This is a genomic window from Leptothrix toolikensis (SeqCode) (genome assembly GCF_057922285.1).
Map to the genome: position 1 here is coordinate 1 of NZ_JBYSVC010000008.1, position 14,712 is coordinate 14,712.

10 protein-coding genes and 1 pseudogene are annotated in these 14,712 nt (G+C 60.2%); 5 read left to right on the plus strand and 6 right to left on the minus strand.

Annotation, left to right across the window (positions count from 1 at the left end; genetic code table 11):
• From AC3VI7_RS02415 to AC3VI7_RS02435, 5 genes and pseudogenes are all read left to right on the plus strand, one after another.
• A pseudogene (locus AC3VI7_RS02415) lies at window positions 1-131 on the plus strand (acyl-CoA dehydrogenase); the annotation flags it as partial.
• Window positions 132-171: 40 nt separating this feature from the next.
• Window positions 172-1,740, plus strand: a complete 1,569-nt coding sequence (locus tag AC3VI7_RS02420) for a KAP family P-loop NTPase fold protein (RefSeq protein WP_489669413.1) — start codon at window positions 172-174, stop codon at window positions 1,738-1,740.
• A gap of 112 nt (window positions 1,741-1,852) precedes the next feature.
• The gene (locus tag AC3VI7_RS02425) at window positions 1,853-3,037 is read left to right on the plus strand and encodes an AAA family ATPase (protein ID WP_489669414.1); all 1,185 of its coding nucleotides are present in this window, start codon (window positions 1,853-1,855) and stop codon (window positions 3,035-3,037) included.
• The gene (locus AC3VI7_RS02430) at window positions 3,037-3,615 is read left to right on the plus strand and encodes a DUF4276 family protein (protein WP_489671380.1); all 579 of its coding nucleotides are present in this window, start codon (window positions 3,037-3,039) and stop codon (window positions 3,613-3,615) included. Before AC3VI7_RS02425 ends, AC3VI7_RS02430 begins: the two co-directional genes overlap by 1 nt.
• Window positions 3,616-3,647: 32 nt before the next feature.
• Window positions 3,648-4,958 (plus strand): class I SAM-dependent methyltransferase, encoded by a 1,311-nt coding sequence (locus tag AC3VI7_RS02435; protein WP_489671027.1) that lies wholly within the window; start codon window positions 3,648-3,650, stop codon window positions 4,956-4,958.
• Window positions 4,959-4,979: 21 nt separating this feature from the next.
• Here the strand turns inward: AC3VI7_RS02435 and AC3VI7_RS02440 are convergent, their stop codons facing one another.
• The 6 genes from AC3VI7_RS02440 to AC3VI7_RS02465 all read right to left on the minus strand — a co-directional run bounded on the left by AC3VI7_RS02440 (window position 4,980) and on the right by AC3VI7_RS02465 (window position 14,657).
• Entirely contained in the window at window positions 4,980-5,171 is a 192-nt protein-coding gene (locus tag AC3VI7_RS02440; RefSeq protein WP_489669417.1) for a hypothetical protein, read from the minus strand.
• Between the two features lie 100 nt (window positions 5,172-5,271).
• On the minus strand, window positions 5,272-6,189 hold the full coding sequence (locus tag AC3VI7_RS02445; protein ID WP_489669418.1) for a transglutaminase family protein: 918 nt from the start codon (window positions 6,187-6,189) through the stop codon (window positions 5,272-5,274).
• Window positions 6,186-8,729, minus strand: a complete 2,544-nt coding sequence (locus tag AC3VI7_RS02450; protein WP_489671026.1) for a circularly permuted type 2 ATP-grasp protein — start codon at window positions 8,727-8,729, stop codon at window positions 6,186-6,188. The genes AC3VI7_RS02445 and AC3VI7_RS02450 overlap by 4 nt, the downstream gene beginning before the upstream one ends.
• A gap of 47 nt (window positions 8,730-8,776) precedes the next feature.
• Window positions 8,777-12,229, minus strand: a complete 3,453-nt coding sequence (locus AC3VI7_RS02455) for a transglutaminase family protein (RefSeq protein ID WP_489669420.1) — start codon at window positions 12,227-12,229, stop codon at window positions 8,777-8,779.
• 17 nt (window positions 12,230-12,246) lie between these two features.
• Window positions 12,247-13,203: an alpha-E domain-containing protein gene (locus tag AC3VI7_RS02460; RefSeq protein ID WP_489669421.1), complete on the minus strand. Its 957-nt coding sequence runs from the start codon at window positions 13,201-13,203 to the stop codon at window positions 12,247-12,249.
• 2 nt (window positions 13,204-13,205) lie between these two features.
• On the minus strand, window positions 13,206-14,657 hold the full coding sequence (locus tag AC3VI7_RS02465; protein ID WP_489669422.1) for a circularly permuted type 2 ATP-grasp protein: 1,452 nt from the start codon (window positions 14,655-14,657) through the stop codon (window positions 13,206-13,208).
• Window positions 14,658-14,712 lie beyond the last annotated feature (55 nt).

A 14,712-nucleotide genomic window follows, 5' to 3' on the forward strand; every position in this document is an offset into this window, starting at 1 on the left:
GCATCAGCGACACCTTCCCCATCGCCCGCCACCTCGTCAACCTCGAAGTCGTCAACACCTACGAAGGCACCCACGACATCCACGCCCTCATCCTAGGCCGCGCACAGACGGGGATTCAGGCGTTTGGGTGAATGGTCTTTGGAATTAGTCTTTGGAAACAGCGGAAATCACATGAATCATCCAGCACAAGGATCGGACAAGGATTCGATCTGGAAAGATGACCTTCTCGGCGGACGAGAAGAATTTGCCAATTTTCTGACCAATTACGTGGTCAGTCGAACCGCACCAGAAGGCGAAGATTTAAAGCCATTCAATATCGCGCTAGATGCCCCATGGGGGCAAGGTAAAACGTTCTTCATCGAACGCTGGATGAAAGATCTTCAGGCGAAAGAAGTGCCATTCAATGTTATCCATTTTGACGCATGGAAAGCCGACTATGCCGCTGATCCGTTGATTGCAATTTTGGCGGCAATCAATAAATGTCTTGAAAAAGAAATTAATGCCTTGGGCCTCCAAGCCAAAGCAGAAAAACAACTTTCAGAAACGCTAAAAAAGGCCCGGCGAGCTTTATGGCCAGTGTTAAAACAAGTTGGTTATGGCTTTGCAGCAAGGTACTTTGGTGCAAACCTTGATGAAATCAAGGAGGCATATGAAACCCGCACCATAGATCCAATAACAAGCAACGCGGATGAAACAAGAGAAATAGGCATCGAAGAATCAAAGAAGGGCCTTGACTTATTCTTCAAAGAGTACCTCAAGGACCAAACCAACCGAGAGTCCGTCATTGATGATTTCAAAGCATCTTTTTCTGCAACCCTCAAAATCATCCATGACACCAACAAACGGAAAGCACCTTTATTTATCTTTGTGGATGAACTAGACCGCTGTCGCCCAAACTTTGCCATCGAACTACTCGAAGGCATCAAGCACATCTTCGGCATCGAAGGCGTCTGCTTCGTGTTCTCCGTGAACCTCGATCAGCTATCGGAATCTGTCAAAGCTGTATATGGCTCTGGGTTCAATGGACACATGTATTTGAAGAGGTTCTTTGATTCGGAAGTTCTACTACCCTCTGCGAATGCCTGTGGACTCATTCGTCTTGAATTGGATAAATACTCCAGCAATTTCAACCCAAACAATATTGACACAAGCGAGCCACCACAAGGATATATTGAAACACACAACACACATCAAGACTTGTTAACGATAGCCGTCGAATGGGTTACGCGCGTCTTCACCATAGATATGCGATCCATTCCAAAAATTATAGAAATAACCTCAGCAGCCATCACCTCCATAAATTCAACAGAAAAGAAACACAATATATATATTGTTTACCTTATTTCGCTATGCTGCATACGATTTGTCTCGCCACGCGATTTTGATGAAATACTAACAGGCACACGCTTGTCGCCACCATTTACGTCGATAGGCGCGCTCATGAAAAACGACGTTTCGCGGATGGCTCACAGCCAAGAATCAAATAACCCAATAAAGATAACACTTCACTCTATATTTACAGCATTTCAAAAACATAGCACACTAGACCTAAATCTTGTAAAAACGCAAGATACCCACATAGACAGATACGCCGCATCATTTGAAGAATATTTACCAACAGATCTAGCATTTGATATTTTGAATTATAGAAGCACCATGCACGGCCCCAAGTATCACCCGATATCAAATTATGCCAAACATATCAATATGGCAGGACAACTAATCAACAAAAGAAATTGACAAATGGCCTCAAAAATCGAATGCCTTCGACCATCATTACCAAAACTAATATCGGTATTTTTGAGGGTACTGGAAGCAGATAACAATAGCTGCGGTAGCTTGGAGCGTAAGCATGCAAATTGAGTCGATTGAGATCAAGAACTACCGGCTGTTTCGGCATGCACGGTTGGACAACATTCCCAAGCTGTGCGTGCTGGTGGGGGCCAATGGGACGGGCAAGTCGACGTTGTTTGACGTGTTCTCCTTCTTGAAAGACGCGCTGACGATGAATGTCGGCAAGGCGGTTTCCAAGCGCGGAGGCTATCGGGAGCTGGCGAGTCGGGGGTTTACGCATGAACCCATCGAACTCACTTTGAAGTTCCGCCTCGACATCACCGGCCATGAACGGCTGGTGACGTACATGCTCAAGATTCAACCCGAAGTGACCGGCCGCGTGGTCGTCGCGCGGGAAGTGTTGCGCTACAAGCGCGGTGCCAGCGGCAAGCCTTATCACTTCCTCGATTTTGAGTTTGGCCGAGGCTATGCCATCAGCAACGAAGATGACTTTTCCAAGGTCGAGGAAAGCCTAGATCGGGTGGACGAAGTTCTTGAGGCGCCAGATATCTTGGCCATCAAGGGCTTGGGGCAGTTTGACCGATTCAAAGCAGCCAGCGCGTTCCGCACCATGATCGAGAACTGGCACATCTCGGACTTTCACGTCTCGGAGGCCCGTCCGAGTCAAGAAGACGGCTTTGCTGAACATCTCTCAACTCGGGGTGAAAACCTGCATCTGGTGGCAAACCATTTGTTTGAAAACCACCGGGCCGACTTTGATCGCATCTTGGTTGCCATGCGCCGCCGAGTGCCGGGTATTTCGATGATCGAGCCGCGCCAAACCGAAGACGGGCGACTGGTGCTGCGCTTCCAAGACGGCAGCTTCAAAGACCCATTTATTGCGCGCCATGTCTCGGACGGCACGATCAAGATGTTTGCCTACTTGGTCCTGCTCAACGACCCCAAGCCCTACCCCCTGCTGGCCGTCGAAGAGCCAGAAAACCAGCTCTACCCCGATCTTCTGCCCGAACTGGCCGAAGAATTCCGCGACTATGCGCGTCGGGGTGGACAGGTGTTTATCTCCTCCCACTCACCCGATTTTCTCAACGCACTCACGCTCGACGAGATCTACTGCTTAGGCAAAACCGGCGGTTTCACCCAAGTCCGCCGGGCCAGCGAATCTGAGAATCTCCGCGCCCTGTACGACGCCGGCGACTTGCCGGGCTATCTGTGGAAGCAAGGCCTTTTGGAAGGGTTGAACTGATGCAGGGGCGACTGATCTTCCTGTTGGAAGAACCTTCGATGAAGCTGCTGCTTGAAGGCTTGCTGCCCCGAATGTTTCCGGGCTGGGTGGTCGGCACACACTTTCTCTGCATCCCACATCAAGGCAAAAGTGATCTGGATACCAGCATCAGCCGCAAACTTGGTGCTTGGCGTATCCCCGGCGACCGCTTCGTGATCGTGCGCGACAACGACAACGCCGACTGTTTGAACATCAAAACCCAACTGAAACAAATGTGCGTGCGCAGCGGGCGCGAGGACACGCTGATCCGACTGGTTTGCCAAGAATTGGAAGGCTGGTATCTGGGCGACCCAACCGCGCTGGCACAGGCTTATCGCAACCCCAAACTGGCCTCACCCGCTCTGCACAAACGATTTGCCGATCCCGACACTTGGCAAAAGCCATCCGTCGAGCTGGCACGCATCGTCCCCGGCTTCCAAAAAGGCAGTGGCGCACGCCTGATGGGCGAACACCTCAGCACCACCGCCAACCGATCCGTCAGCTACCAAGTCTTTTTGACCGGCGTTGCCCGTATCGCTCAAGAGATGGGATGGAGCTAGCCCCACAATCCAGCCCCTTAAAGACTCAGACCATGACCGCTTCCATGTTCACGCAACTTATTGAACCCACTGCCGCGACTCAAGAGACTTCGGGGGAGAGGCCGGCGAGGGAGCGGTTTTTGGCGGTGTTGGGCAGTGCGCTGGCCAGTGGGCAGTGGCGTAAGTTGAGCTTGGGGCGCTTTCGGGGCGAGGACAAGAGTTTGGAGCGGGTGCTGGGGCGGCCGGTGATGTTGCGTGGGGTGGCGCATGTGCAGTTGGTGTATCGGCACAGCACCCAAGACATCACGCACAACGTGCCGACCGCTGAAGCGCTGGCGGTGATTGACGCCCTGGTGGCGCTGAAGGGCTTTGAGAGCGCTCATTTGCTCAGCCGCAGCCACGAGGTGCAGCTCACGCTCAAAGCCAAGGGCGGGCGGGATAAGAGCCATCTGAGCATGAAGGCGGTGGCCGAGGACAGCGTGGAAGATGGGCAAGAGGGAGGCAAAGCCGAAGGCGACGAGGCTTCAATGCTGGCCAGCGGGCACAACCGCGAAAAAGTGCGGCCCCTGACGCTGCAAAGCCCCTTCTGGCGTGATCTGGGCCTGAGCCATGGCGCGGTGGATGCGCCGCAGTTGGTGCCGGCCATGGCGCGCAAGTGGAAGCAGATCAACAAATTTGTCGAGATTTTCCAAAGCGCCCTCAAGGCTTCGGCCTTGGACCAAGAAACGGTGCGGGTGGTGGACTTTGGCTGCGGCAAGGGCTACTTGACCTTTGCCATGCACGACGCGCTGCATAGCATGGGCCGCAAGCCCGATGTGACCGGCGTGGAGCTGCGCCCCGAGCTGGTCAAACTCTGCAACGCGGCAGCCCAAGCCCATGCGATGAACGGTCTGCACTTTGATGCGGGTGACGTGCGCACCTACACGCCGCTGGGGCTTGATGTGATGGTGGCGCTGCACGCTTGCGACATCGCTACCGATTTCGCCATCCATTTGGGCCTGCGCGCCCGCGCCAGCATCATCCTGTGCGCCCCGTGCTGCCACAAGGAACTGCGCCCGCAGATGCAAAGCCCGGCGCTGCTGCGCCCGCTGCTCAACCATGGGATTCACTTGGGGCAGGAAGCGGAAATGATCACCGACGGCCTGCGCGCCCTGCTGTTGGACGCCGAGGGCTATGACACGCAAGTCTTCGAGTTCACGACGCTGGAGCACACGCTCAAGAACAAGATGATTCTGGCCGTGCGCCGCCAGAATCCGTCATCCCCACAACACCGCGCCCACATTCACAGCCAGATCGACGCGATCAAACAGTTTTATGGGTTGAAAGAGCAGTGCTTGGAGATGTTGGTCCGAAGTGAGGGGTGATCACCCTCACCCCGAGCGGGGTCAGACGTTGCTCGCAACAGCGGGATCGCCGGTGCTGCCATCGGTAGAGGTGTTGCTGGGGTCTTGTTCGACCGACTCATCGGCGGGGCTGCCGTCGGGCTTATGGAGCTTGCGCTGCTTCTTCTCCTCCGTCTTGCGCTTCTTGGCCAATTCACGTTGCCGTTTTTCGTAGGAATAGTTGGGTGTTGCCAAAGTTAGTGCTCCTGATTTGGGTGCCCATTGTGCGACAGCCCTGTAACCGGGCGGCAACGAGAGGGTCGGAAACAACACCCCGAGCCTTCCAGGCGAGCCCTCACACCGGCTCGACCGTCACGGCGACTTGGGGGACGGGGCGGCCACCGCCTCGGATGACGCCACGCAGGGGGGCGACATCGGTGTAGTCGCGGCCCCAGCCGACGGTGACGTGATCGAGGCCCGGGGTGACGGCGTTGGTCGGATCGAAGGCGATCCAGCCATGCACTGGGCACCAAACCGCCACCCAAGCGTGCGAGGCATCGGCACCGATCAAGCGCTCTTGGCCCTCGGGCGGCTGGGTCAGGAGGTAGCCGCTGACGTAGCGCGCCGCCAAGCCCAGCGAGCGCAGCGCGCCGATCATGACGTGGGCGAAGTCTTGACAAACGCCTTCGCGCCGGCGCAGCGCTTCAAGCGCTTCGGTCGAAACCGAGGTGGCTTGGGGGCGGTAGGCGAAGTCGCTGTGGATGTGGCGCATGAGCGCGTCAGCCGCTTCGAGCAAGGGCCGGCCGGGCGTAAAAAGCGGGGCCGCAAAAGCGGCCAGCTCGGCGTGCAACGGCGCGTAAGAGGACGGCAACACGAACTCGGCAGCTTCGTCGAGCCGGGCTTTGGCGTGATAGCGCAGGCGCTCGGCCACCGCTTCCCACGCTGGGCTTTTGTCGGCCACCCAAGGGTCGATGGGTTGCACCACCACCCGGAACGAGGCCGAAACCACCAACTGCGCATGCACCCGTGCATGCGAGAACACCGCGCGCCAGTTGCCCCACGTGTCCTCGCTCTCTTGGATGCCTTGGGCCGCGCCTTCGGGCTCGGGGCTGATCAGCAAGCGCCAGTCATGCACCGTTTGCCAAGGGGTGTTGCGCGGGCGCAGGTGCGCCATGTGATGCGCCAACTCAACGGGGGCACCGTAGACATAGCGCGTCTCGTGACGCACGCGCAACTGCCGCGACAGCAAAGCGTCCGAAGGAACCAGATTCATTGCCAGACCGCCTTTTCTTCGGCTGCCACATGGGAAAAGAGCCGCCGACTCACCTCGCTCGACAAGCTTTGCGCACTTTGGCTACAGGTGCGCAAGGCCGCGATGAGCGCGCTGTACTGGCCCAACTCGTCTGGAGTGGCCAGCACGGCCAGCGACCATTCTTCAGGCTGGGGCAGGGATTCGGTCACCGCTTCGGCCCAAGTGGCATCGTGGCGCGCCAGCTTGCGCAGTCGGTCGCGCAAGGTGCGCGCCACCCACGCCAAAGAGCGCGGATTGTCGGTATCGAGCACCAACAGATGCAGCAGCGGCGGCACCTCGCGGCGCGCTTGGAACTGCGCCCGGTAGGTGATGGTGCTGTCAAACAAGCCCAGCAACAGGGCAAAACCGTCTTCGATGCGATGCAAGCCGTGCTCAAAGCCGGTGGCCAGCGCATCGGCCAACATATCAAGGCGTTCGATCTGGCGGCCCACGCTCAGCAAACGCCAGCCATCGTCGCGCGTCATGCGGTCGGTCTGCGCCCCAGTGATCGCCGCCAAGTAGGTGCCGACTTGATCGAGCACGCCCAGCACCTCGCTGACCGGCTCGCCCTCTTCGCTGCCCATGACAGTGCGCAAGTCAGCATCGAACCGATCCGCGATTTCATGGATCAAGGTCCAGTGCTCGGGCGAGAGCCGCTCACGCAGGGCCTCGGCACAGCCGCGCAAGGCTTTGAGGTTGTAGCCCACGCTGGCCACCGGACCGGAGCCGGGCGCTTGCAGCATGGCTTGGAGCAAGGCGTGCTCAAAGGCCCGTGACGTGGCCACCGAAACCTGACCCTTGGCGTCCAGCGGCCCCGGCACCGTGGCGATCACCATGCTGTTGCGCACCGCCAAGGTGTGCAACACCGCCAGCACCGGCGCGCTGGCCCCGGCCAAAGCGTCAAACAGCAAGCGCGCTAGACGCAGGGTGTTTTCAGCGCGCTCGGTGTAGCGGCCGATCCAGAAGAGGTTCTCGGCCGCCCGGCTGGTGATGGGTCGATGCCAGCCCACCAAGTCTTCAGGGGCCAAGGGCTTGGGCAAAAGCGAGGTCGGATCGACCGGGCCATCGGTCAGCGCCCACGTGTCGGTGCTGGCACTGCCGCGCTGGATGGAGAGAAAAGCGTCGGCGCTGCCGCCTTGCCCCGTGCCCACCCGTGTCAAGCCGCCAGGCAGCACCCGCCAGCCGCCTTGGCCGTCGGCCACGGCATAGCAGCGCACCACAGCGGGCCGGCTTTCGATCTGCCCTTCAGACCAGACGGGATGCTGCGACAGCCGTGCCGGTGCTTGCAAGGTGTAAGCCGCCGGGTTGGCGTCGATGGCAGCTTGCAAGGCCTTGAGCTCAAGGGGCGAGAGCAAGGCAGCAATGCGCGGCTCAAAACGCCCCGTGACCTCCGTGGCGGGGAAGGTCGGCAAGACGACGAATTCCGCCAGCCGCTCGCGGTGCTGCCGCCAGACCGCCGCCTCACCGCACCACCAACTGGTGGTGGCGGGCAGCAGCAGCTCTTCGCCCAACAAGCGGCGCGAGACGGCCGGCCAGAAGGCGGTGAGCCCCGGGCTTTCCAGCACCCCCGCGCCTGGCATGTTGGCCACCACCACCTCCCCAGCGCGCAAAGCTTGAACCAAGCCGGGCACGCCCAAGGCCGAATCAGCGCGCAGCTCCAGCGGGTCGAGCCATTCGTCATCGACGCGGCGCAGCAGCACATGGACGCGCTCTAGGCCATGCAGGGTCTTGAGGTAGAGCCGCTGGTTGCGCACCGTCAGATCACTGCCTTCGACCAAGGTCAAACCGAGGTAGCGCGCCAAAAAAATGTGCTCAAAATAGGTTTCGTTGCGTGGCCCCGGCGTCAGCAAAGCGATGCGCGAACGCTCGCCCGCCGGGCTGGCGCGCATCAAGCCTTCCATAAAAGCTTGGAACGCCGAGGCCACCCGCTGCACCTTGAGCTCCCGAAAAGCCTCAATGAACTGCTGGGCGACGATCAAACGGTTTTCAAGCAAATAGCCCAAGCCCGAAGGCGCTTGGCTGCGTTGCCCCACCACCCGCCATTTCTCATCCGGCCCCCGAGCCAAATCGACCGCCACCACATGCAGCCACTGATCATGGTGGGGCTTGATGCCCGCCAGCGGGCGCAGGTATTGGGGATGGGCACAGATCAGCGAGGCCGGCAGCAGCCCCTCAGTCAGCAGCTTTTGCGGCCCGTAGACATCGGCCAAGGTGGCGTTGAGCAGCCTCGCCCGTTGGGCCACGCCGCGCTCAATCTGGCACCATTCCTCGGCCCCGATCAGGAAAGGCAGCAGCTCCAGCGGCCAAGCGCGGGCCTGATCGCCTTCTTGGGCGTAGACGTTGTAGGTGGCTCCGTCTTCGCGCACCCGGCGCTGGACCCGGGCGTGGCGGGCGCTGAGGTCCGACCAGCCGGCCGGACCGAGGACGCTCAGGAAGCGTTGCCAAAGCGGCCCAGCGCAAGCGTTGGCCAGCGGATCAGCGGCAGGACTGGACGTGGGCGGGGCAATCGGGCGTGCATGCATAGCGTCATGATGCCCGAGGCCGCGCCCAAGAACCCACCGGCCCAGCTTTAGATGCGGCGCAAATCCAGCGAGAAAGGAAACTCCTGGCTCTGCTCGGGGGGGCTGACGTCGATGCGACCGATGCTGTGACCCATCGCAAAGAAGCGGCCCAAACGACGGCTTTCGGCTTCGAAGGAGTTGACCGGGAAGGTGTCGTAGTTACGCCCACCCGGATGCGCCACGAAGTACTGGCAACCGCCCAAGGAACGATGCATCCAGCTGTCCACCAAGTCGAACGTCAGCGGTGCATGCACCTTGATGCTCGGGTGCAAGGCCGAAGGCGCTTCCCAAGCGCGGTAACGCACCCCGCCGACAAACTCGCCCACCCGCCCGGTGGGTTGCAGCGGCACCGGCACGCCGTTGACCGTGACCACGTGGCGTGGGTTGATGAGGCCCGTGACCTTGATCTCGATGCGCTCCAGCGAGGAATCGACGTAGCGCACCGTGGTGCCGGCCGCGCCCTCTTCGCCCATCACGTGCCAAGGCTCCAAGGCGTTGCGCAGCGTCATGTGGACGCCACGCGCCGTGACCTCGCCGACCTTGGGGAAGCGGAACTCAAAGTGCGGGGCAAACCACGCCTTGTCAAAGGCGTAGCCCGACTGGTTCATCTCTTCCATCACGTCGTCGAAATCCATCTGGATGAAGGTCGGCAACAAGAAGCGGTCGTGCAACTCGGTGCCCCAACGCACCAGCGGCGTGGTGTAGGGCGTTTTCCAGAAGCGCGCGATCAAGGAGCGCAGCAGCAGTTGCTGCACGATCGACATGCGGGCATGCGGCGGCATTTCAAACGCACGCAGCTCCAGCAAGCCCAAGCGGCCGGTTGAGCTATCGGGCGAATAGAGCTTGTCGATGCAGAACTCGCTGCGGTGCGTGTTGCCGGTCACGTCAATCAAGATATTGCGCAACGTGCGGTCCACCAGCCATGGCGGCATGTCTTGGCGATAGGCCTTTTTGTTGCGCTCGATCTGTTCGAGTGCGATTTCCAGCTCATAGAGCTGATCGTTGCGCGCTTCGTCCACCCGAGGCGCTTGGCTGGTCGGGCCGATGAATAAGCCGCTGAACAAGTAGCTCAAGGAAGGATGGTTGTGCCAAAAACGCAGCAAGCTGGCCAGCAAGTCGGGCCGACGCAGGAAAGGCGAATCGGCTGGCGTAGCGCCGCCCAACACCATGTGATTGCCGCCGCCGGTGCCGGTGTGGCGGCCGTCGAGCATGAACTTCTCGGTCGAGAGGCGGGTTTTCCAAGCCGCGTCGTAGAGGAATTCGGTGTGCTCAACCAGTTCGGTCCAGTTGTGCGCAGGGTGGATGTTGACCTCGATCACGCCCGGATCCGGGGTGACTTGGAGCATCTTCAAGCGCGGGTCGCGCGGCGGCGGGTAGCCTTCAAGCACCACCTTCATACCCAACTCAGCCGCCGTGGCTTCCAAAGCGGCCAGCAAATCGAGGTAATCCTCCAGATACTTCAAGGGCGGCATAAAGACGTACAGCACGCCGCTGGGGCTGCCGACGGCTTCAGCCTTGGGACCATTGGCCCGGCGCGGATCACGCACCTCAACGCACAAGGCGGTGCGGCTGATCCAATGCGCTGATTCGAACCGCGCGGGTGAGCGTGCCAGCTCTTCGGTGCTCAGGAAGGCGGCTGAGCTTTCCCCCTCTCCCCCTTGGGAAGAGAGCTGCTGACCTTGCACGCCCACCGTCCCGCCTTCAGCAAAGCCGCCACCCAAGGCATGCGGGGCGTACTGGCTGCGCAAGGCAGCGGACGTGGGCAACGTGTCGCGCGGGGCGAACGGGTCGTGCTCAAAGTGGTAGGGGTAGTCCCCCGACTTGACCCACGGCAGGGAGTCGAGCGGCAGGCGGTAGCCCATCGGTGAATCGCCCGGGATCAGGTACATGCGCTCGTCGCGGAAGAACCATGGCCCGGTGCGCCAACTCCGCACACCGCCTTGACCCGGGTCGCCATCGCGCTTCAAGGGCAAGACATAGCCAACTTCAGCCTCTAGGCCTTGATCGAAGACCCGGCGCAGGCGCTGACGCTCCATTTCGTCGTCGAGCTTGCTGTGGAAGGGATCGACGTTGACCGGCAAGCGGCGTTCGCGCCACAGGTAGTACCACGTGTCTTCATAGGCGGTTTGCAGCGTCTTGTCACCCACGCCCAGCTTGGTGCTGAGGAGGCTGATGAAGCGCTTGGCATCCGCAGCGGTGTAGGCATGCGGCTCGCGCTCGTCAGCAAACAAGCTGGGATCGTGCCAGCAAGGTTGACCGTCGGCGCGCCAAAAGATCGACAGCGCCCAGCGCGGCAACTGCTCACCCGGATACCACTTGCCTTGGCCGTAATGCAAGAAGCCGCTCGCGCCGTAATGGTCGCGCAGACGCTGCACCAGATCTTGGGCAAAGAGCCGCTTGGTCGGCCCAAGGGCTTCGGTGTTCCATTCATCGCCATCGCGGTCATCGACCGAGACAAAGGTCGGCTCGCCGCCCATGGTCAGGCGCACATCGCCCGCCACCAGCTCTTCATCGACCGCCTCGCCCAGCGCCAGCATCTCGGCCCATTGGGCCTCGGTGTAGGGCTTGGTGACGCGCGGCGACTCCAGGATGCGGGTGACTTGCATCGTGTGGGCGAAGCTGACTTCGCACTCATCCACCGCCCCGCTGATCGGCGCTGCGCTCGACGGCTGCGGCGTACAAGCCACCGGAATGTGGCCTTCGCCCGCCATCAGGCCCGAGGTTGGGTCCAGACCGACCCAGCCTGCGCCCGGCAAGTAAACCTCGCACCAAGCGTGCAAATCGGTGAAATCAACTTCAGTCCCGCTCGGGCCGTCCAGCGCCAAGACATCGCTCTTGAGCTGAATCAGGTAGCCGGAGACAAAGCGCGCTGCCAAGCCCAGATGGCGCAGGGTTTCGACCAGCAGCCAGCCGGTATCGCGGCACGAACCGGAAGCCTTGACCAGCGTTTCCTCGGGGGTTTGCACCCCGGGTTCCATGCGGATGGTGTACTTGATCTGCTGCTGCAAGCGCTGATTGATGCCCACGAGGAAGTCGATGGTGCGCACTTCCTTGAGGTCGATGCTGTCAAGAAACGCTTGCACCACCGGCGTGGCGGGCTCAGCCACAAGGTAAGGTGCCAACTCCTGCTTGAGATCGGTCTCGTAGCTGAAGGGGAAGGTCTCAGCACCGGGCTCCAAGAAGAAGTCAAAGGGGTTGTAGACCGACATCTCGGCCACCAGATCGACGCTGACTTTGAACTCGGTGGTGGTCTCCGGGAAGACCAGCCGGGCTTGGTAGTTGGCGAACGGATCTTGCTGCCAGTTGACGAAATGGCCTTCGGGCTCGACCTTGAGCGAGTAAGACAGGATGGGCGTGCGGCAATGTGGGGCCGGGCGCAAACGCACGATCTGCGGCGACAGCCCGACCGCACGGTCGTAGCTGTAGTGCGTGACGTGACTCAGTGCAACGTGGATAGACACAAGTAATTCCTAAAAAATCAACGGGCCGAAACCAGAAAATCGCGGCTGATGCCCCCGCCCAGATCGCTCACACGGTCGAGGAACTGAGTCAGATAGGCGTGCAGGCCGGTGGTCAAGATTTCATCAATGCGGTTGAACTCAAGATCGGCGCGCAGGCGTCCAGCACGGCGCTGCGTCTCGGCCGAGTGGTCGTTGGCCACCAAGGCCAGATTGACCACCACCTCGTTGATGGACGCGGCCAATGAGCGCGGCATGTCGGGGCGCAGGATCAAGAGTTCAGCCACTTTCTCGGGCTGGATGACGTTGCGGTAGACCTTGCGGTAGACCTCGAAGCCCGAGACCGAACGCAAAATGGCGCTCCAGTGATAGAAGTCGTACTCCTGATCCTTGGCATCCGCCGCGCCGTAGAAGTCGCTCTCGACCGCATGGAACTTCACATCCAGCAAGCGGGCGGTATTGTCAGCGCGCTCCAAAAAGGTGCCGATGCGCACGAAATGCAGGGCTTCGTCTTGCAGCATGGTGCCGACCTGCACCCCGCGTGAGAGGTGCGAGCGGAACTTGACCCACTCGAAGAAGTTGGCCGGATCGCGCTCGAAGCAGCCCTCGCGCACCATGCGGTTGAACTCCAGCCAAGTTTGGTTGGTGGTTTCCCAGACCTCCGTGGTCAGCGCACCGCGCACCGCACGGGCGTTTTCACGCGCCGCACGCAAGCACGACACGATGCTGGACGGATTGCTCTCGTCGCGCACCATGAACTGCATCACCTTGCGCGCCTCAATGGCCCCGTAGCGCTCATAGAAGATCTCGCTCAGCTCGGAGATGCTCAGCAGCCCGCGCCAGCCCTGCTCCGACACCGCAGCCGACTGCGGCAACAGGGAGGTCTGGTAGTTCACATCCAGCATCCGTGCCGTGTTCTCAGCGCGCTCCATGTAGCGCGCCATCCAAAACAAATGGTCCGCCGTTCTTGACAGCATGTTCAGTCCTCCAAAACCCAAGTGTCCTTGGTACCACCGCCTTGTGACGAATTGACGACCAGCGAGCCCTCTTTGAGGGCCACGCGGGTCAAGCCCCCCGGCACCATCTGCACTTCCTTGCCCGAGAGCACAAAAGGCCGCAAGTCGATATGGCGCGGCGCGATGCCCGACTCCACAAAGGTCGGACACGTCGAGAGGCTCAAGGTCGGCTGGGCGATGTAATTGCTCGGGTTGGCCAGCAAGTGCATGCGGAAATCAGCAATCTCTTGCTTGCTGGCCGCAGGGCCCACCAACATGCCGTAGCCACCTGCACCGTGGACTTCCTTGACCACCAGCTCGGGCAGATGGTCGAGGACGTACTTAAAGTCGTCCTTCTCGCGGCACAAATAGGTCGGCACGTTGTTCAGGATCGGTTTTTCACCCAGATAAAACTCGATCATCTTGGGCACGTAGGCGTAGATCGACTTGTCGTCGGCCACGCCGGTGCCAATGGCGTTCGAGAGCGTGACGTTGCCCTTGCGCACCACCGTCAGCAAGCCCGGGCAACCCAGCGTCGAGCCTTTGCGGAACACATCTGGATCGAGAAAGTCGTCATCCAAGCGGCGGTAAATCACATCGACCCGCTTGGGGCCGCGCGTGGTGCGCATAAAGACAAAGTCGTCCTTGACGAACAAATCTTGGCCCTCGACCAACTCGATCCCCATTTGCTGCGCCAAGAAGGCGTGCTCAAAGTAGGCCGAGTTGTACATCCCCGGCGTCAACACCACCACGGTGGGCTCGTTGACGCCACCGGGAGCGACGCTGCGCAGGGTTTCGAGCAGCAAATCGGGGTAATGCGCCACCGGGGCCACACGGTGCGCGGCAAACAAGTCCGGAAAGAGCCGCATCATCATCTTGCGGTTTTCAAGCATGTAGCTCACGCCCGAAGGCACCCGCAAGTTGTCCTCCAGCACGTAGTAGCTGCCGCTGCCATCAGCATTGGCAGCGCGCACGATGTCGATGCCGGAGATGTGCGAATACACCCCGCCTGGCACGTTCACGCCGATCATTTCGGGCCGGAACTGGGCGTTGTTCAGGATCTGCTCGGCCGGCACCAAGCCGGCCTTGATGATCTCTTGGTCGTGGTAGACATCGTGGACAAAGCGGTTCAAGGCCGTGACACGCTGGCGCAAGCCTTTTTCCATCTCACGCCACTCGTGCGCCGGGATGACGCGTGGGATGAGATCAAAGGGAATAAGACGTTCGGTCCCCTCACCTGAGTCTTTGTCGCCATACACCGCAAAGGTGATGCCGACCCGGCGGAAGATCATCTCCGCCTCCTCCCGGCGGTCACGCATGACTTCTTGGGGCTGTTGATCGAGCCAGCGGGCATAGGCCACGTAATGATCCCGTGCAGCCCGCAGGTCCTGAGCGGCCGCTGGGCCCGCATACATTTCATCGAACATCGGTTTCATGGTTTTCGATTTGAATGGACACCCTCAACGTGCGCTTTAACTAGCAAGTTCGGGG